Genomic DNA, 18,464 nt, shown 5'->3' on the forward strand with positions numbered 1-18,464 from the left:
AGCTGGGTCGAAAGCGGAGGGCTTCTTCCCCATCAGCGACAGAAAAAAACCCGGCGGCAGAGCTGCCCCGGGTCGGTGCCGATGAGTGTTGGGCTTGGGGCCTCCGAGCAAGCTCAGAGGGCCGCCACTCTAGATCCTCGCGGCTCCGGTTGTCAACGGGGCCTGCGGCCGCGTCCGGCGGCGGTTTTCCGGGCGGAATGCGGCGCTCCGGGGGCATTCCACGCCACCGCCGGTGTGCGGCAGACAACGCAGGATTGCGATGCAGGGAGAATTTTACATAGAGCTTCTCCGCGGGTGGGGGCGCGCGTGTTCACCCGCAGCGCGCGGCGCTACCCACGCGAAACACGAAAGGACGAGACAAGCGATCCCCAAAGGACGACGACGAACGCTCGCCATGATCCACCACGCAATGCAATGAGTTGCTCGGACCGGCGCGTCGCACGCAGCGCGCGTATTCCCGTGATGGGTTAACCACGATCGCGCGACATGCCCCGCGGTCACTTCGTCTTGATACGGAACTCCACGCGTCGGTTCATGGCGCGGCAGCCCTCGTCGTTCGTGAAGCAGACGGGCGCGGCGGCGCCGTACCCCGGCGCCGTCATCGGCGTCGTGACGCCGCGCTGGACGAGGTAGCGGACCACGGCGTTCGCGCGGCGCTCGGACAGCTGGATGTTGTGCTCCGCCGTCCCCTGGTTGTCCGTGTGCCCCTCGACCGTCAGCGCGGTGATCTCCGGGTGCGTCCTCAGGATGTGCGCCACCGCGTCGAGGACCGAGAACGACTCGGGCCGGATCTCGTCCTTGTCGAGGTCGTAGAAGATCGGCCGGGCGATCTTGATGCGATCCCCCTCGATGACCGCCTCGGCAGAGGCCGCCGGCTGGACGGGCGGAGGCGGAGGCGGAGGCGGCGGCGTGGCGCTCGCCGCCAGCGACATCTCGGCGTTCGCCGACCCGCACCCCGCCGCAAGGACGCCCATGACCACAAGCCAGATCGCTCGGTTCGCTCGCATTTCGCGCCTCTAGCACGGGGCATCGCCCGGAAGAAGCGCCGGCGGCGGCCCGCCGACGCCCCGCCGCGGGCGCGAGCCGACGCGGCCGCGCGCCGGACCTGCGGAAGGCGCGGCGGCGATCCAGTATCGTTGCTGCGCGCACGCATGTCCGCCCCCGCGAACCACCCGAGCCTGATCGTCGGAATCGACCTCGGCACCACCCACACCGTCGTGGCATGGGCCGAGCGCGACGCCGGGCCGGGCGCGATCCGCGTCTTCTCCATCCCGCAGCTCGTGACCGCCACCGAGGTCGAGGCGCGCCCGCTGCTGCCATCCCTGCTCTACGCGCCCCTCCCCGGCGAGGCGCCGGCCGACCCGTTCGGCGACGCGCCTTTCGCGATCGGCGAGCACGCGCGCCGGCGCGGCGGCGAGGTCCCCGGCCGGCTCATCGCCTCGGCGAAGAGCTGGCTCTGCCACCCCACCGTCGACCGCACCGCGCCCATCCTGCCGTGGGGCGCGCCCGAGGACGCGGCCTCCCTGCCGCGCGTCTCGCCGCTCGACGCGAGCGCCCGGCTCCTCGCCCACGTGCGGCGCACCTGGGACGACGCCTTCCCGGATCGCCCGCTCGCGGCGCAGGAGGTCGTGCTCACGGTGCCGGCCTCGTTCGATCAGGTCGCGCGCGAGCTCACCGTCGAGGCGGCCCGCAGCGCCGGCCTCTCGGCGCGGCTCCTCGAGGAGCCGCAGGCCGCGTTCTACGACTTCATGCGGCTCGCAGGCGCGGAGGGCCTCGACGCGCTGCTCGCCCGCTCGGGCGGCGACGCGACGGTCCTCGTCTGCGACGTCGGCGGCGGCACCACCGATCTGTCGCTCATCCGGGTCGCACGCGCCGCCGAGGGCCGCGCGGTCGAGGTCTCGCGCGTCGCCGTCGGCCACCACCTCTTGCTCGGCGGCGACAACATGGACCTCGCGCTCGCCCACCTCTGCGAGCCGCGCCTCGTCGGCGGCACGGGGGAGAAGCTCGACCCGGCGCGCTTCGGGCAGCTCGTGCTCGCCTGCCGCGCCGCCAAGGAGCGCCTGCTCGGCGGCGCCTCGGCCAACGGCGGCGCCTCGTCCGACGGCGGCGCCTCGGCCAACGGCGGCGCCTCGGCCGGCAGCCGCGACGCGCCCGCCCCGCCGGACGAGGCGCCGGTCACCGTGCTCTCGCACGGCGCGCGGCTCGTGGGCGGGGCGCTGACGACGCGCCTCGGCCGCGAGGAGGTCGAGGGGATCGTGCTGGACGGCTTCTTCCCGGAGGCGCCGCGCGACGCCCGGCCGCAGCGCGGGCGGAGCGGGCTCGTCGCGTTCGGCCTGCCCTACGAGCGGGACGCGGCGATCACCCGGCACGTGGCCTGGTTCTTCGCGCGCCACGCCCCCGACGCGCGGGGGCCGACCGCGCTGCTCCTGAACGGCGGCGTCTTCCGCGCGCGCCGCGTCGCGGAGCGCCTCGCGCAGGTCATCGAGCGCTGGGGCGGCCCGCGGCTCGACGTGCTCCCGCACGCCGACCCCGACCTCGCCGTGGCGCGGGGCGCGGTCGCGTACGGCCTCGCGCTCGCGGGCCGCGGCGTGCGCATCGAGGGGGGCGCGGCGCGCGGCTACTACGTCGGCCTGGAGCCGCCCGCCGGCGGGGGGCCGCGGCCCGCGGTCTGCGTGGTGCCGCGCGGCGCGAAGGAGGGCAGCGTGCACGCGGCGGCCGGACGGACCTTCGCGCTCGCCGTGGGCCGCCCGGTCCGGTTCGACCTGTTCGCGTCGGACGACGCGCGCGCCGATCGCGCGGGCGACCTCGTCCCCCTCGAGGAGGACCGGTTCGAGGCCCTGCCGCCGGTCGCCGTGGCGTTCGACGCGGGGGACGCGGCGCGCGCCGCGGCGGGCAAGCAGGCGGAGGTGCGCGTCCAGATCGAGGGAGAGCTCACCGCGATCGGCACGCTGGATCTCGCCTGCGTCGAGGTGGGCGTCCCGGCGCCGCGCCGCTTCCGGCTGGCGTTCCAGCTGCGCGAGGACGGCCGCGGCGCGCGCGCTGCCGAGGCCGAGGGGGCCGCCCCGGAGCGGGCGCAGGCGAGGCCTCCCGCCGCGGCGACGCAGGGCGGGAGGCGCCTCGAGGAGGCGCGGGAGGCGATCGAGCGGGTGTTCGGCAAGGGGCGGCCCGACGTCGCGCCGCGGGAGGTGAAGAACCTCGTCCGCGAGCTCGAGCGCGTCCTCGGCGAGCGCGCCACCTGGACGACCGAGACCGCGCGGGCGCTGTTCGATACCCTCGCGCCGAGCGCGCGCTCGCGGCGGCGCTCGGCCGACCACGAGCGCGTGTTCTGGTCGCTCGCCGGCTACTGCCTGCGCCCGGGCTTCGGCGACGCGGGCGATCCGGCGCGCGTCGCCGCGCTCGCGCCGCTCTTCGCCGAGCGGCTCGCGTTCCCGCAGGAGGCGCGCTCCTGGCAGCAGTTCTGGATCGCGTGGCGCCGCATCGCGGGCGGCCTCGACGAGCCGCAGCAGGTCGCGATCCGGGATCTCGCGGATCCGTTCCTGGCCCCGGCCGAGCAGCGGCTGAAGAAGCCGAAGGGCGTGAAGCCGGAGGCGCTCGACGATCTGCTCGAGCTCTGCGCGTCGCTCGAGCGCGTGCCCGCCGGGCGGCGGAGCGAGCTCGGCGCCTGGATCCTGGAGCGCACGTGGACCGACCGCGACGCGCGGCTCTGGGCGGCGATCGGCCGCATCGGGGCGCGCGTCCCGGCCTACGCGAGCGTTCACCATGTGGTGTCGCCGGCGGCGGCCGAGCGGTGGCTCGACCACCTGATGCGCGAGAAGTGGCAGGAGCTGCCGTCCGCCGCGCTGGCCGCGGTGCAGCTCGCGCGCAGGACCGGCGACCGGGCGCGCGACGTCTCGGACCGGATCCGCGGCGAGGTGGAGCGGCGGCTCGTCAAGGCGGGCGCGCCCGAGGCGTGGGTCAGGGCGGTGCGCGAGGTCGTGGCCGTCGAGGAGGCCGAGCGCGCGGCGTTCTTCGGAGAGGGGCTGCCGGTGGGTCTGCGGCTCGTGAGCGAGTAGGGCTTTTGTTCAGACCGAATTCGCTCAACGAGCCGACGATACGCTGCATGATTGGCAACAGCGAAGAAGGCCTTGCAACAGGTGGATTGCGCAATCGACCGTTCTCGGACGGGCCGCTCGGGCGCGTGGTGGCGACGAATTCAGGGGAGCTCGATCGGGTCGAAGACGTCGTGCGTCCGAGGTGCACGCATCGCCGCTATTCCGGATGCAGCGCCCGCTGGCCGGCGTCCTGTCACCCGGAAGCCGCCTCGATGCACGCCTCGAGCTCCGGCGTCGCCCGCCAGCCGCACGCGCCCGACTCGCCCCGCTCGCACTCGCCGTGCTTCGGGTAACACGCGTACTCCTCGCGGAACTCACACGTTGTGGCGACGTCCTCGTCCGCGCAGACCTGGCCGCTGCAACCCGTCACCACGCACGGGGCAGGCTCGCCGCCTCCGAGGCACGCCTCGAGCTCCGGCGTCGCCCGCCAGCCGCACGCGCCCGACGCGCCCCGCTCGCACACGCCGTGATCCGCGTAACACGCGTACTCCTCGCGCCACTCGCACGTGGTGACCACCTCGTCCTCGGCGTCGGCGCAGACCTGACCGCTGCAGCCGGTCACCACGCACGGGGCAGGCTCGCCGCCCCCGAGGCACGCATCGAGCTCCGGCGTCGCCCGCCAGCCGCACGCGCCCGACGCGCCCCGCTCGCATACGCCGTGATCCGCGTAACACGCGTACTCCTCGCGCCACTCGCACGTGGTGACCACCTCGTCCTCGGCGTCGGCGCAGACCTGACCGCTGCAGCCGGTCACCACGCACGGGGCAGGCTCGCCGCCCCCGAGGCACGCCTCGAGCTCCGGCGTCGCCCGCCAGCCGCACGCGCCCGACGCGCCCCGCTCGCACACGCTGTGCTCGGCGTAACACGCGTACTCCTCGCGGTACGCGCAGTCGGTGACCACGTCCTCGTCCGCGCAGACCTGGCTGCTGCAGCCGGTCACCACGCAGGACCCAGGCGGGCCGCCCGCAGACCCGCCGCCCCCAGGCCCAGCTCCGCCGCCCTCGACCGGGCCCTGACAGCCCTTGCCCTTGGCGCCGGTGAGCAGGGGGACGAAGAGAAGAAGCATCGCAACGACGAGCCGATGACGCTTGCTGAACAGATCCATAATCAAGCCTCCTATCAAGTGATCGACCCTGCCACCCGGCAGCCGCCGGCGCCAGGATTAGATGGCCGCGTCACCGAAACGGGCCGGCGCGTCCTCGAAGCGTGAACGCGATCTCCCGCCGTGACGAGCCGCGTCCCACAAGGGGCGCGATCCGCCCTCCAGGTCATGAGAGCTCAGCCGGGATCACGGCGCACCGGCGGCGACGAGGCGCACGCTTTGCGGGCGAACCCCAGCCGCGGCTGCCCACGGGGCTGCACACTCTGGCACAGGTCCAACGTGCACCGTCGAAATCCGGGCATTTTTGCGGCCTTCTGCCTGGCCTGAGGCTTGCTAACTGCGCCGTGCACGGGACGCGGATAGCGCAACACCCACCGGCGCAGCCATGACGCCCTGTGTCTTCGTGGACGAGGTGAACCATGACCTTCCTGTCTAGAATTTACGCCGGCTGGCTCGTCCTCGCGACGGCAGCGGCATCGGCCGGACTCGCCGGCTGCAGCATGGGAGGCGCGTCCGGGCCTTCGCCGGATGACGCTCCGACCGACTTCATCTCCGGCAATCCGAGGGGGAACGACGGCAGAGGGGCCGAGGACGGCGGCAACGTCGCCGCCGCCGGTAGTACGGGCTCCGGAGACAGCGCCGGGGCGCCGAACGAAGGAGCGGGCGACGACCCGGAGCGCGCGATCACCGAGGCCGACATCATCCAGGTCAAGGACGGCAAGCTCTACGCGCTCTCGCAATACGCGGGGCTCAGCGTCATCGACATCTCGCGGCGCGACAAGCTGAGCCTGCTCGGGCGCTACCGGGCGAGCGGAATGCCCTTCGAGATGTACCTGCGCGACGGCATCGTCTACGCGATGTTCTCGTCGTGGACGCAGTACCTCTACGACGCGGACACCGGCGAGTACACCTATGAGGAGTCGAGCCACATCGAGGCGCTCGACGTCTCCGACCCGTCGGATATCCGGCTGATCGGCTCGTTCGACCTGCCGGGCACCCTCTCCGACTCGCGCATCGTCGGCGACGTGCTCTATGCCGTCACCTTCGAGAACAACCATTGCTGGGGGTGCGGAAGCTCGCCGAACACCACCGTCACCTCCCTGGCCGTCGGCGACCCGGCCGAGATCAGCGTTGTCGACAAGCTGAGCTACAAAGACGACGACCCCTACGGCTACGGGTGGCGCCGCAGCGTGACCGTCACCCAGGACCGCATGTATGTCGCGGGCATCGAGTGGAACGGCGACGACGAGGGACACTCCACCATCCAGGTCATCGATATCTCCGACCCCGGCGGCGACCTCGTCGAGGGCACGAGCGTCGAGGCCGTCGGCCAGATCCAGAGCCGCTGGCAAATGGATGAGCACGAGGGCGTCCTCCGCGTCGTCAGCCAGCCCGGCACGTGGTGGAACAACGCGGCACTTCCAGGCGTCCAGACCTTCACCGTCGCGTCCTCGCAGGAGCTCACGCCTCTCGGCTACACCGAGCTCATCCTGCCCCGGCCCGAGTCGCTGCGCTCCGTCCGCTTCGACGGCGACCGCGCCTACGCCATCACGGCAGAGCAGACCGACCCGCTGTTCACCATCGACCTCAGCGACCCGGCGCACCCCGCCCAGCTCGGCGAGCTCGAGATGCCCGGCTGGGTCTATCACATGGAGCCGCGCGGCGGCCGGCTGCTCGCCCTCGGGTTCGACAACGCCTCCGACGAGGGCTCGCTCCACGTCTCGCTCTTCGACGTCTCGGATCTCACGACCCCGACGATGCTGGAGCGCATCCACTTCGGCGGCTCGTGGGGGAGCTTCGCCGAGGACCAGGACCGGATCCACAAGGCCTTCACCATCCTGGACGACCTCGGCACGATCCTCGTCCCCTACAGCGGCTTCGAGGTCAACGACGACAAGGGCTGCGGCTCGTACCAGAGCGGCATCCAGCTCATCGACTTCACGACCGACACGCTCACGAAGCGCGGCTCCGCCCCCGCGCGCGGCCAGGCGCGACGCGCCTTCGTCCACGACGAGCGGCTCTTCGCCGTCTCCGATCAGGAGGTCGGGACGTTCAACATCGACGACCGCGGCGCCCCGGTCGAGGTCACCGACCTCAGCCTCGCGACGATCGTCAGCAACGCGGTCGCCACCGGCGATCTCGTGGTCCGCATGAGCGCGGACTGGTGGACGAGCGGCCCGCAGCTCGAGGTCGTGTCGGCCGCGGATCCAGGCCGCACCGAGCCGATCGGGAAGCTCGACCTCGAGGCGCTGACCTCCGCGTCGAATGCTGAATGCTACGGATCCGGCGTCGCCAACGCGCGCCTCTTCGCGCACGGGCAATACGCGACCCTGCTCTGGCCCTCGCACGCGGACTGGACCAAGACGCACCTCGCCGTCATCGATCTCAGGGACCCCGAATCTCCCCGGATCGCGAGCCAGCGCGAGCTGCCGTTCAGCAGCCACGCGCTCTACTGGGGCGGGTACTCCGGCGCCATCATCACGACGGGCGACTCCGTGGTGCAGGCAGGGAGCACCCTTGTGCTCCGCAACGCCAGCGAGGAGTACTACTACTACTACGACGAAAACGGCGCCGAGCAGCTGGCGCCCGCGGAGGCGACGCTCGAGGTCGTCGACCTCTCCAACCCGTCGAACCCGGTGCACCGCTCGGTGGCGCTGCCCTCCGGCGCTGGCTACACGGGCCTGCAGATCGACGGCACCACCGTGCTGACGTCGCACTGGGTGCCGCTGCCGCAGGACCCCTCCAGGGCGCGCTTCTACCTCGACCGCATCGACGTGTCCGACCCGTCCTCGCCGGTCGTGCTGACGCCGGTCAACGTGCCGGGCTCGCTGCTCGCCTTCAACGGCGCGGACCGCCGCGCGCTCACGATCGATTACGAGATCGTCGAGTTCGAGGTGCTGAACTCTCCGGCGTGTTACAGCGAGTTCGCGCAGAACACCGGCTTCCAGCCGTTCGACCAGGAGAACTGGGAGGGACCCGGGATCTGCCGAGGGATGCGCCGCGCGCTCAAGCTCCTCGACGTCGGCAGCGAGACCGCGCGCCTCCGCGACGAGAGCCCGATCGACGACGACACCGGTATCTGGCAGGTGCTCGTGGGCGACGACCGCGTGTTCATGCACACCTACGTGAACTACGCCGTGCCGAACGGCCAGTCCCCGTACGGCATCGCCGTGGCCAGCGGGCTCGAGGAAGGCAGCATCGAGCTCGTGACGAAGCAGGTCCCGGAGCTCAACAACGCCTCGCCGGTCCTCGCGGACGGTACGCGCCTCCTCGTGTCCAGCGACAGCCCGCCCTCGCTCGCGGTCCTCGACGCGTCCGACCTCGACGAGCTGACGTACGAGACGAAGGGCGAGCTCTCCTCGTACATCTACCGGGTGACGCTCGACGGCGACCGCGCGCTCTGCTCGCTCAGGCACCACGGGCTCGAGGTCGTCGACCTCGGGAACTGACCCGCGCGCCGCGCCTTCGCTGCCCGCTGCTGTCACCGGCGGCGCAGCGAAGGCGCCGCCCGACCCCTACCCTCCCGGCAGGCCCCGCCCGCCGCCGGCGCTTGGCGCCGGGGCCCGGCTGCGGCACACAAGGTCCATGGGCAGAGCCGAGCTCGGGCAGCTGATCGATCGTGAAGGGCTCGACGCCTCGGACGGCGCGCGGGGCCGCCTCGCGATCGCGGTGCCGGCGTCGTGGGCGTGCGACCGCGCGGACATCGAGATCACCGTGCCAGCCCTCGTCGCCTGCGCCCGCTGCGACGGCGGCGGCTGCGACAGCTGCGACCGGAGCGGCGCCCACCGCGCCCCGGCCGAGGTCGCCGCGAGGACGCTGCGGCTCCGGCTGCCCCCGGATCTCACCGGCGGCGTGACGCTCCGCCTGGTGCGCCCCTTCGGCGAGCACGCCCCGCTCGACCAGCTCTTCGTCGAGCTCCGCGAAAGCGACGCGGCGTCGCCTGGCGTGCTCCGCGTCACGCCACCCCCGTCGGACGCGCTCGCGCGCTCCTCGACGCCGGGCGGCGGGCGCCTGCGCGGGCTCGGCGCGCAGCTCAGCACGCCGGCCGTCCTCGCGACCCTCGCCGCGATCGCGGCGGTCGTGGGGCTCCTGCTCGGCCGCTGAGCGCGCCGGACGCGGGCATGCCTGGACGCGGGCGTGCCTGGACGCGTCCGCGCCGCGGATCGCGCGCGTCCTCCGTCGGGCGCGGCCGCGCCGCGGTTCGCGCGCCGCCGCCCTCGGCAGACGCGGGCGAGGCCGCCCGCAGGGTCTCGCTACCGTGCAGAGCTCATGCTAGCGAGAGGCCCGCGGAAGCGCGCGGGCGTCGATCGCGCCGCCACGGCCGCGGACGGAGAGCAAGCACATGAGCCTCAGCGAGCCCATGCGGGCCAGGATCACCACCATCATCCGCGAGAACGACGTCGTCCTGTTCATGAAGGGGACGCGGACGATGCCTCAGTGCGGCTTCTCCGCCACGGTGGTGAGCATGCTCGACGAGCACCTGCCCGCGTACCAAACGGTGGACGTCCTCTCGGATCCCGCGCTGCGCGACGGCATCAAGGAGTTCTCGAGCTGGCCCACGATCCCGCAGCTCTACATCCGCGGCGAGTTCGTCGGCGGCTGCGACATCGTGAAGGAGCTGCACGCGACAGGGGAGCTGGTGAAGGCGCTCGGGCTCGCGCAGGGCGAGCCGCAGGCGCCGCCCTCCATCCGCGTGACCCAGGCGGCGATCACCGCCTTCGCGTCCGCGCGGGAGTCCGACGCCGACTTCGTTCACATCGAGATCGACCCCTCGCACACCTACGGCCTCTACTTCGGCCCGCGGCAGGCAGGCGATGTCGAGGTCGAGGCCGGCGGGATGGTGTTCCTGCTCGACAAGGCGAGCGCGCGGCGCGCCGAGGGGCTGTCGATCGACTTCGTCGAGGGCGCCTCCGGCGGCGGCTTCAAGCTGGAGAGCCCGAACGACGCGCCGAAGGTCAAGCAGCTCTCGCCCGCCGCGCTCAAGGCGATGCGCGACGGCGGCGAGGCGCTCGAGCTCTTCGACGTCCGGACCGAGCAGGAGCGCACGATCGCGAAGATCGAGGGGGCACGCCACCTCGACCAGGAAGGCCAGCAACACCTGGAGACGCTCGCCAAGGACGCGCGGATCGTCTTCCACTGCCACCACGGCGGGCGCAGCCAGGCGGCCGCCGAGCACTACCTCGCGAGGGGTTTCCGGAACCTCTACAACCTCCAGGGCGGGATCGACGCGTGGTCGCAGGACGTGGACCCCTCGGTGCCGCGGTACTGACCGCCCTCACCCGCGACGCGCTCGCGACGAGGATCGCGCAGGCGTCACACCGAGATTAGATTTTTACAATCACAACGCAGCCCATCCCGCGGATCCTCCAGGGTTGCCCGGGATCGGGTATGCCTACCGTGTGGGTGCTGACGATCAGTCCACGGTCAGGGCGTCCGACGCAGAGGCGGCGCCCACGGCGGCGACGCCCGGCCTCGTGGTCATCTTCACCCGCGGGCAGCCTGCGTGCGCGCCGATCCCGCTCGGGGACGGCGCGATCGTGCTCGGTCGCGCGTCTGCGGACGACACGGTTGTCGTCGACGACGAGCAGGTGTCGCGCCGGCACACCCGCGTCGTGCTCTCGGGCCAGGGCCTGCAGATCACCGATCTCGGCAGCAGGAACGGCACCTTCGTCGACGGCGAGCAGGTCGAGGAGCAGGTCTTCCCGTCGCTCCCGCGCTTGCTCCGGATCGGCGGCACGCTGCTGCGCTTCACCGCCGACGTCGCGCCGTTCCAGCGGGGCGGCGTCCTGGAGCACGTGGACGAGGTCGTCGGCCCCACGCTGAGGCAGACCCGCGAGCGGATCGCCCGCGCGGGGGCGCGCGGCGAGACGCTGCTGCTCACAGGGCCGAGCGGCTCGGGCAAGGAGCTCGCGGCGCGCGCCTTCCACGCGGCGACGGGGCGGGGCGGCCCCTTCGTCGCCGTGAACTGCGCCGCGATCCCGGAGGGCCTCGCGGAGCGGCTGCTCTTCGGGGCGCGGCGCGGGGCGTACTCGGACGCGAACGCCGACGCGGAGGGCTATGTCCAGGCCGCGCACGGCGGCACGCTGTTCCTCGACGAGATCGGGGAGCTCGACGCGTCGGTTCAGCCCAAGCTGCTCCGCGTCCTCGAGACGCGCGAGGTGCTCGCGCTCGGCGACACGCGCCCGCGCAAGGTGGAGTTCCGGCTCTGCGCGGCCACCTTGAGGGATCTCCAGGCCGAGGTCGCGGCGCGCCGTTTCCGGGAGGACCTCTACTACCGGATCGGCCGGCCCGAGGTGCGGATCCCCGCGCTGACGGAGCGGCTCGAGGAGCTGCCCTGGCTGATCGCGGCGGAGCTCAGGCGCGACGGCGCGCGGCTCGCGCCGGGCGTCAGCCTCGTGGAGTCGTGCGCGCTGCGCGCGTGGCCGGGCAACGTGCGGGAGCTGCTCCGCGAGGTGCGGCAGGCGGGCCTGTCGGCGCACGCGGCCGGGCGCGCCGTTGTGACGGCGTCGCACCTCGCGCCGTCCGCGGGCCTCGACATCACGGAGGTCGCGAAGCGCACGCCGGCGCCGGTGGAGCTGCGGCGGATCGCCATCGAGATGGCGCTGCGGCGCGAGCAGGGGAACGTCACGCGCGCGGCCCGCTCGCTCGGGATGCACCGGAACCAGCTGCGCCGGTGGCTCGTCCGCCACGGGATCGACGCGGCGGCCTTCGCCGGCAGGGGCGCAGACAAGGACAGCGGAGCAGCCAAGGAGTCGTCATGAGCTCACACACGACGGTTCGAACCACGGATCTTTGCGACGACCACCCGGACGCCGTCGCCGTCGCCGATCCGATCTTCCGGGACTACGGCGGAGCTCGCCTGTTTCATGGGCCCGTCGCGACGGTGAAGGTCCACGAGGACAACGTGCTCGTCCGCAAGGCGCTCGAAGAGCCGGGCCAGGGGCGCGTGCTGGTCGTGGACGGAGGCGGCTCGCTCCGCTGCGCGCTCCTCGGGGACAACATCGCCGCGATCGCGCATCAGAACGGCTGGGCCGGGGTGCTCGTGTACGGCTGCATCCGCGACGCGGAGGAGATCGCCCGCATCCCGATCGGCGTGAAGGCCCTCGCGACGCACCCGCGAAAGAGCAACAAGAAGGGCGCGGGGGACCGCGACGTCGCCGTGACGTTCGCCGGGATCACCTATGTTCCTGGCGGGTTCGTCTATGCCGACCACGACGGGATCGTCTTCGCGCAGAAGGCGCTCGTCTGAGGAGCTCGCAGGCGCGCTCGCGCCTCGACGGGGCAAAAACGCACGTCACCGAGCAATTTCGCCACACCGCAGGAGGGCGCCGCGCGGCGGCTGCTCGCGAGATGGATGGGCTCGGCTCCGGTCTGGACGCGCGGGCGTCGCGCGCCGCGTCGAAGCGCGCTGCCTGGCGCGGCCGATGCATTGGCGCCGGGGCTACCCACACCTCGTAGATACGGGAGGACAAGAATGAGCAACATCACGTCCGAGCTGAAGAGCGATCTGACAAAGAGCCTGGAGTCGCTCCAGACCCTGCGCGACGAGATCCGCGTCAGGCTCCACCTCGCCGGCATGGAGGCGAAGGACGCCTGGAGCAAGCTGGAGCCCACGCTCCTCGACGCCGAGAAGCTCGCCGAGGACGTCTCCGAGACCTCGCGGAACGCGCTGCGCGACATCCTGGAGAAGGTGAAGGAGTTCCGCTCGTCGCTTCCCTCCTGATCGCGGCGTCGACGTGACGACGTGAAGAGAGCGCCCTCGACGGCGAGGGCGCGATGGGTGGCGCTCACCAGGAGCCTGGTGGGCGCCACCTGCTTTGTGCGTCCGGGCCTCGCGCGAGCGCCGCGGCGCCCCCGCGCTGGATCACCCGCGCAGCGCGGCCGCCACGACGCGCGCGACGTTGCCCCACCGTGGATCGGCTGCGCAGGCAGCGAGCCGCTCGCCCACGACGTGGGAGCGCCGGTGATCGACGAAGCTGGGCGGCCGAGGGAAGGCGGTGAGCGGCGCGCGCAGGAGGGTCTTCTCGACCTGCCCGAGCATCGCCGTGTTGTGCACGAAGCCGAGCCCGCTCTGGATGTTGGCGAGCGTGGCGCTCGGGTGGCCGCCCCAGGGCGGGACGACGATCGCGTGCGCGGCGGCGGGCGCCTGGTTCACCGCGATCACGCCGTACCGGAGCTCGAGCAGGGCGCGGTCGAGCGCGGCGCCGACGGCGGGGTCCTCCTCGCTGATCGGGTGCGCGATGATCGACGCGCCCAGGGTGCCGTGGAGGCGGTCGTTGCAGAGGCGGGTCGCCGCTTCCAAGAACTCCACCGGATCGCTCGAGCCGATCTCGACGATGGAGAGGACGCCGCAGGGCGGCTCGGTCGAGAACAGCGGCTCGTCGGCGTCCGACGCGGAGAGCCCGGCGATCAGCGTCCACGGGAGCGCGCCCGGCCCGGGCTCGCCGATGCGCACGACGCCGCACGGCAGCGGCGCGTCGGCGGAGCCGTCGAGGCGCTCGCGCTCGAGCGGCGGGCGCCCGGCCGTGAGCGCGGCGTGCCGCGCCTCGGCCTCCGGATGGGCGGCGCGCCGCGGCGGCACCGCGGCCAGCGCGCGGTGGAGCATCCGGAGGAGCAGCGGCCGCTGCACGAAGCCCCTGGGCAGCACGAGGACGTGCGCCGCGGGGTCGCCGAGCGAGGCGCTGCTCACGATGCGGCTCGCGAGGAGCCTCACCTGGAACCAGAGCTCGTCCTCGCCGTAGAGCCACGGCGTCACGAGGACGGGGCGGATGCCGCCGAGCACCGAGGAGACGGGCTTGTCGAGCAGCCGCTCTCCCGACGCCCGCCGGCGCGTCTGCAGAGGGCCCGGGGGCCCCCAGACGAGCGCGTCGTGCGCCGCCGCCGCGCCGTGGACGTGGATCTCCGAGACGGCGGGGTGGGCCGCGAGGTAGGCGGCCGCCTCGGCGCCGCCGTACACGAAGCGGAGGAGCCCGCGCGAGACGAGCGGCGCGAGGGCGCGCTCGAGGAGGGCGCCGAGGGGGGCGCTCCAGGGGCTCATCGCGAGCGCCACGACCCGCCCGTCGACGAAGAGCGCGTGGAGCGCATCCCGGAGCGGGAAGCGCGCGGCGTCGCCCGCGCCGAGCACCAGCGCGACGCCGCCCTCGGGGTCGCGCTGCTGGTAGAAGCGCGCCTGCTCTTCCCGGACGCCGGCGCGCGTCGCTCCGGGCTGCATCAGGGCGCGCGCGCGGAGGGGCCCGTGGAGCGCGGCGTCCTTCAGGCCCGCCGGGAACACGTCCACCTCGATCCGGCCGTCGGCGCGGGCGCGCACCGCCCCGCCGCCGAGCCGCGGGCGGCCGTGCGCGGCGATGTCCTCGAGCGCCTCGGCCAGGAGGCGCACCTGCGAGAGCGTCGCGCACGGCCCCGCGAGCCACGCCTCGCCGCTCGCCGCCGCGCCGGGGTCGAGCCCGGCGGCGGCGCACGCCGCCTCGACCTGCGGGCGCGCGGCGGCGAGCAGGCCCGGGAGCAACGAGCGGAGCAGGGAGGCCTTCTCGCGGGGCGGCATGCGCGCGAACCCGAGGGCGGCTTCGCCCAGCTCGAACAGCGCGCGATCGAGCTCTGCCGGGGATGTCTCGGCGCCGCGCGCCGCGCCCGGATCGGCCGCCGGCACGCTGGAGGCGAGGCTTCCGGGCGCGGGAACGGCGGCGGTGGCGACGTCGGGGACCGGCGGCATTGGGGCGGAGACTACAGGCAGCAGATCGCGCGCGCGAGCGCGGCGACCGTCCGCGGCGCGCGTGTAGCCGGCCTGCTCGGGATTCGGTAGAGTCGACCGCCATGGATTGCGCTTTCACCACGGGTCGGGGCCCAGCGCGCGCGCCCTCCTCCGGGATGGCTCCCCGCTCGGCAGCCTGCGGCGTGCTGCTCGGACTCGGCGCGCTCCTCCTCGCGCCCGCGTCGGCGGCGCAAGAGCCCGCTCAGCCGCTCCCGCAAGGCCAGGGACAGCCCGGCGGAGCTGCCCAGCCGCAGACCGGATATCCTCAGCAGCAGGGCTATCCTCAGCAGCAAGGGTATCCTCAACAGCAGGGCTATCCTCAACAGCAGGGCTATCCTCAGCAGCAAGGCTACCCTCAGCAGCAAGGCTACCCTCAGCAGCAAGGGTATCCTCAGCAGCAAGGCTACCCCCAGCAGGGCTACCCTCAGCAGCAAGGCTATCCCCAGCAGCAGGGCTACCCTCAACAGCAAGGGTATCCTCAGCAGCAAGGCTACCCCCAGCAGGGCTATCCTCAACAGCAAGGCTATCCCCAGCAGCCGCCCGGCTATGATCAGGGTTACGCCCTCCCGGCCGGACCGCCGCCGCCGCCGATGCCGCCCGAGGCGACCTGCTGCCGCTGGTCGGTCCGCTACAACGCCCTGGATCTCCTGTTCGGCCGGGTGACCTTCGAGGGCGAGATCGCCATCCTCGGACCGCTCACCATCGGCCTCGCGCCGTCCTGGATCTGGGGCTCGCTCGAGGACGCGACGATGGACACGACCGGATACGCGCTCGCGGCCGACATCGGTATCTACGTGGAGGGCAAGCCGCTGCGGGGGTTCTGGGTGAAAGGACGCCTCGGCTACGAGTCGTTCGAGGCGGTCTACACGCCTTCCCAGGCCGTCACCGGGAAGCGCGACGTGAGCAGCGCCGTCCTCGGCCTCATCATCGGGAGCACGAACATCTTCGGCCGCGACGGGGGGTTCGCCATGTCAGGCGGGTTCGGGCTCGGCGTCGCGCTCGCCCCTCCGGCGGAGGTCACCGCAGGCAACTACCAGCCGTACGTCTTCTACGAGAAGACGGGCAAGATCAAGCTCATGGGGTCGCTCTCGCTCGGCGTCGCGTTCTGATCACGCCCCCCGCCCCCTGATCGGCCATCGCGCAGGCAGCGCGGCCCCCGCCGCGCCGGCAGGCCGGCGCCGGGGGCCGAGCGTCGCCCCCGGAGCTTCCCGGAACTTGGCCCCGCGCGCGGCGCCGTGGGACGTCTGCACCATGCCCTCTCGCATCGCCCGCCGCCCCGGGCCGGCGCTGCTGCTCCCGCTCCTGGCGGCGCTCGTGTCGCTCGCGTTCGCGCTCCCGGCGCGCGCGTGGGTCGAGGTGCACGTCGCCGGAGACGACGTGCGGCTCGCGATCGACCGGGCCGGCGCCGCCACGGTCGAGCACAAGATCACCTTGAAGATCTCGGGCGGGCCGCTCCGCGCGCTCGACATCCGCGGCGTCGACCCGGACGCCGAGCTCGATCCGGGCAGCTACGCCGTGCCCCTCAAGGCCGCGGAGGCGAGCTCCCTCGCGTCCGCGAGGCCGGTCGAGCTCGAGCTCCTGCCGCCCGATCTCCGCCCGCGCGAGGACGGCACGCGCCGCCCGCCGGCGCTGCGGGCCCGCTTCGACGGCAAGGGCCTGAGCCGCGGCGTGTTCGTGCTCTTCTTCCGCTACCGCACGGACCTCATGAAGCGAGGGCTCATCCAGCAGGACGGCCCGAGCGCCCGCGTCTCGTGGACCGGGCCCCTCTGGGACGACGGCTACGACTCGGCGCGGCTCACCGTCGCGCTCCCGGCCGCGCCCGACGAGCCGCGCGTCGACGAGCCGCGCGCCGACGCGGCGGGCGAGGCGCCGGACGAAGACGCGCTCGCGGCGCCCACGACGCTCTCCACGCTCCGCCGCTCGGTCGACAAGGACGAGCTCGAGCTGCTCCGCCCGTACGCCCCGAAGGCCGAGCCGATGAGGTGGGCGATCCGCGCCGACGCGCGCGCCTTCCAGCCCGAGCCCGCCGCGGCGCCACCGGGCGCCGACGTGCTCGGGCGGCTGGCGGACGCCGCGGCCGCGAGCCCCGACCGCAGCCGCACCCTCTACCTCGCCGCCGGCGCGGTCCTCTTCGCGCTCTACAGCGCCCTCGTCGCGCTCAAGGGGCGCGAGCACGAGCGCCTCGCGCGCGCCGCGGGCGTCGCGCCTCGGCCCCTCGTCCCCATCCCGCTCGCGCCGCGCGCCGCCCTCGCGGGGCTCGCGCTCGTCGCGGGCGTGGCGCTGGAGCTCCTGCTGCGGGACGGCACGGCGGGCGCCGCCCTCGTGGCCGCGGCGACCGCGCTCGCGGCGCACCGCACGCCCCGCCCGGAGCACGCCGGCGCGGCCCTGCGGCGCCCGGGCAAGTGGCTCCCCGTCTCGGAGGCCGAGGCCTTTCGCGAGCCGCCGCGGGCGCGCGGCGTCTACCTCGACGTCTCGACGCGCGCCGGCAAGGCGCTGCTCGCCGCGCTGCTCGGCGCGCTCGGCGCGGGCGTCTACACGGTGGCGGGCATCTCGCCGTACCACGCCCACCTGCTCGCGCTCGATGCGACGGCGCTGCTCGCGATCTTCTGCACCGGCCGCCTCGCCGAGCTCCCCGCCGATCCGGCGGCGCGGCCGGTCGCGTTCCTGCGCGACGTCGCGCGGCGCGTGCGGCGGTCGCTCAAGGCGCCCGCGAGCGCGGCGGCCCGCGCCGCGGCCAAGACGCCCGCGAGCGCGGCGGTCCGCGCCGCGGCAACGGCGCCGGAGCTCCGCATCGTCGGCCGCCTCCGCATCCCGGACGGCAGCCCCGACGCCGACGAGCTCCGGCTCGGCCTCTCGCCGCGCGCAGCGCTCCCCGGCTTCGTGGCGATCGAGGTCGGCGTCGTCTACATGCCCGGCGCCGGCGGCGCCATCGGGCTGCCCGAGCTCCTGCTGCGCGTCGCCCCGGGCTCGCCGTGCGAGCGCGCCGTCGAGCGGCTCGCGAGGAGCGGCCGGTCCTCGCGCGGCCGGCGCCCCGGCGAGCGCGTGCTCGCCTTCACGCCGCGGCTGCCGACCGCGCGGATGACGGCGGCCATCGCCGCCGCGCTCGTCCGCGCCGTCTCCACCCCGCCCGCGGGCGCCACGCCGACCAAGCCGCAGGGCGCTGGAGCGAGCAGGGCGGCGCCGCGGAACGGGAAGAAGGCGGTCTCCGCCGCCGCGTAGCGGGACGCGCCCGAGACCCGGCCAGGGTCGGGACATGCCGCTCACGGATCCACATCCCTGTGCACGGAGCGCGCTCCCAGCCATGCGCCGCCCCGGTGGGGGGACCGCCGCCGACGCGTCCGGCCCCGGTGGGGGGACCGCCGCCGACGCGTCCGGCCCGGTGGGGGGACCGCCGCCGACGCGTCCGGCCCGGTGGGGGGACCGCCGCCGACGCGCCCGCCCCGGTGGGGGGACCGCCGCCGACGCGTCCGGCCCGGTGGGGGGACCGCCGCCGACGCGTCCGGCCCGGTGGGGGGACCGCCGC

13 protein-coding genes are annotated in these 18,464 nt (G+C 73.9%); 9 read left to right on the plus strand and 4 right to left on the minus strand.

Features of this window, described 5'->3' with window-relative positions; genetic code table 11:
- Positions 1–497: 497 nt before the first annotated feature.
- On the minus strand, positions 498–1,007 hold the full coding sequence (locus WMF28_RS32495; RefSeq protein ID WP_437597305.1) for an OmpA family protein: 510 nt from the start codon (positions 1,005–1,007) through the stop codon (positions 498–500).
- A 144-nt stretch (positions 1,008–1,151) separates the two neighbouring features.
- On the opposite strand from WMF28_RS32495, the gene WMF28_RS32500 reads away from it, so the two are divergent.
- The gene (locus WMF28_RS32500) at positions 1,152–4,052 is read left to right on the plus strand and encodes an Hsp70 family protein (protein ID WP_437597306.1); all 2,901 of its coding nucleotides are present in this window, start codon (positions 1,152–1,154) and stop codon (positions 4,050–4,052) included.
- A gap of 232 nt (positions 4,053–4,284) precedes the next feature.
- Here WMF28_RS32500 and WMF28_RS32505 read toward each other — a convergent pair whose 3' ends face one another.
- Positions 4,285–5,196 (minus strand): hypothetical protein, encoded by a 912-nt coding sequence (locus WMF28_RS32505; protein ID WP_437597307.1) that lies wholly within the window; start codon positions 5,194–5,196, stop codon positions 4,285–4,287.
- A gap of 416 nt (positions 5,197–5,612) precedes the next feature.
- Here WMF28_RS32505 and WMF28_RS32510 point away from each other — a divergent pair, with 416 nt between their 5' ends.
- The 6 genes from WMF28_RS32510 to WMF28_RS32535 all read left to right on the plus strand — a co-directional run bounded on the left by WMF28_RS32510 (position 5,613) and on the right by WMF28_RS32535 (position 12,916).
- Positions 5,613–8,642, plus strand: coding sequence for a beta-propeller domain-containing protein (locus tag WMF28_RS32510; protein ID WP_437597308.1), 3,030 nt, complete (start codon positions 5,613–5,615; stop codon positions 8,640–8,642).
- Between the two features lie 136 nt (positions 8,643–8,778).
- Positions 8,779–9,297 (plus strand): hypothetical protein, encoded by a 519-nt coding sequence (locus tag WMF28_RS32515; RefSeq protein WP_437597310.1) that lies wholly within the window; start codon positions 8,779–8,781, stop codon positions 9,295–9,297.
- Positions 9,298–9,535: 238 nt separating this feature from the next.
- A complete protein-coding gene (grxD, locus tag WMF28_RS32520; RefSeq protein WP_437597311.1) occupies positions 9,536–10,462 on the plus strand; it encodes a Grx4 family monothiol glutaredoxin in 927 nt (308 codons plus the stop codon).
- Positions 10,463–10,592: 130 nt separating this feature from the next.
- Positions 10,593–11,954: a sigma 54-interacting transcriptional regulator gene (locus WMF28_RS32525; protein ID WP_437597312.1), complete on the plus strand. Its 1,362-nt coding sequence runs from the start codon at positions 10,593–10,595 to the stop codon at positions 11,952–11,954.
- Positions 11,951–12,442 carry a ribonuclease E activity regulator RraA gene (gene rraA / locus WMF28_RS32530; protein ID WP_437597315.1) on the plus strand — a complete coding sequence of 164 codons (492 nt, stop codon included), beginning with the start codon at positions 11,951–11,953 and terminating at the stop codon, positions 12,440–12,442. The genes WMF28_RS32525 and rraA overlap by 4 nt, the downstream gene beginning before the upstream one ends.
- Before the next feature lie 225 nt (positions 12,443–12,667).
- Positions 12,668–12,916: a hypothetical protein gene (locus tag WMF28_RS32535; protein WP_437568081.1), complete on the plus strand. Its 249-nt coding sequence runs from the start codon at positions 12,668–12,670 to the stop codon at positions 12,914–12,916.
- A gap of 141 nt (positions 12,917–13,057) precedes the next feature.
- On the opposite strand, the gene WMF28_RS32540 is transcribed toward WMF28_RS32535, so the two are convergent.
- Positions 13,058–14,902 (minus strand): hypothetical protein, encoded by a 1,845-nt coding sequence (locus WMF28_RS32540; RefSeq protein ID WP_437597316.1) that lies wholly within the window; start codon positions 14,900–14,902, stop codon positions 13,058–13,060.
- A gap of 11 nt (positions 14,903–14,913) precedes the next feature.
- Entirely contained in the window at positions 14,914–15,456 is a 543-nt protein-coding gene (locus WMF28_RS32545; protein ID WP_437597317.1) for a hypothetical protein, read from the minus strand.
- 75 nt (positions 15,457–15,531) lie between these two features.
- Between WMF28_RS32545 and WMF28_RS32550 the strand changes: the two genes are divergently transcribed.
- Both WMF28_RS32550 and WMF28_RS32555 read left to right on the plus strand, forming a co-directional pair.
- On the plus strand, positions 15,532–16,050 hold the full coding sequence (locus WMF28_RS32550; protein WP_437597318.1) for a hypothetical protein: 519 nt from the start codon (positions 15,532–15,534) through the stop codon (positions 16,048–16,050).
- Between the two features lie 142 nt (positions 16,051–16,192).
- A complete protein-coding gene (locus WMF28_RS32555; RefSeq protein ID WP_437597320.1) occupies positions 16,193–18,160 on the plus strand; it encodes a hypothetical protein in 1,968 nt (655 codons plus the stop codon).
- The last annotated feature ends 304 nt before the right edge of the window (positions 18,161–18,464 follow it).

It is taken from the genome of Sorangium sp. So ce590, assembly GCF_051521365.1.
Taxonomy (GTDB): Bacteria; Myxococcota_A; Polyangia; order Polyangiales; family Polyangiaceae; genus Sorangium.

Excerpts from the sequence above, each read along its gene's own strand:
- rraA (WP_437597315.1), top strand. The coding sequence starts at position 11,951 with ATGAGCTCACACACGACGGTTCGAACCACGGATCTTTGCGACGACCAC.
- grxD (WP_437597311.1), top strand. The coding sequence starts at position 9,536 with ATGAGCCTCAGCGAGCCCATGCGGGCCAGGATCACCACCATCATCCGC.
- WMF28_RS32540 (WP_437597316.1), bottom strand. The coding sequence starts at position 14,902 with ATGCCGCCGGTCCCCGACGTCGCCACCGCCGCCGTTCCCGCGCCCGGA.
- WMF28_RS32505 (WP_437597307.1), bottom strand. The coding sequence starts at position 5,196 with ATGGATCTGTTCAGCAAGCGTCATCGGCTCGTCGTTGCGATGCTTCTT.
- WMF28_RS32535 (WP_437568081.1), top strand. The coding sequence starts at position 12,668 with ATGAGCAACATCACGTCCGAGCTGAAGAGCGATCTGACAAAGAGCCTG.
- WMF28_RS32555 (WP_437597320.1), top strand. The coding sequence starts at position 16,193 with ATGCCCTCTCGCATCGCCCGCCGCCCCGGGCCGGCGCTGCTGCTCCCG.
- WMF28_RS32515 (WP_437597310.1), top strand. The coding sequence starts at position 8,779 with ATGGGCAGAGCCGAGCTCGGGCAGCTGATCGATCGTGAAGGGCTCGAC.
- WMF28_RS32495 (WP_437597305.1), bottom strand. The coding sequence starts at position 1,007 with ATGCGAGCGAACCGAGCGATCTGGCTTGTGGTCATGGGCGTCCTTGCG.
- WMF28_RS32510 (WP_437597308.1), top strand. The coding sequence starts at position 5,613 with ATGACCTTCCTGTCTAGAATTTACGCCGGCTGGCTCGTCCTCGCGACG.
- WMF28_RS32500 (WP_437597306.1), top strand. The coding sequence starts at position 1,152 with ATGTCCGCCCCCGCGAACCACCCGAGCCTGATCGTCGGAATCGACCTC.
- WMF28_RS32550 (WP_437597318.1), top strand. The coding sequence starts at position 15,532 with ATGCCGCCCGAGGCGACCTGCTGCCGCTGGTCGGTCCGCTACAACGCC.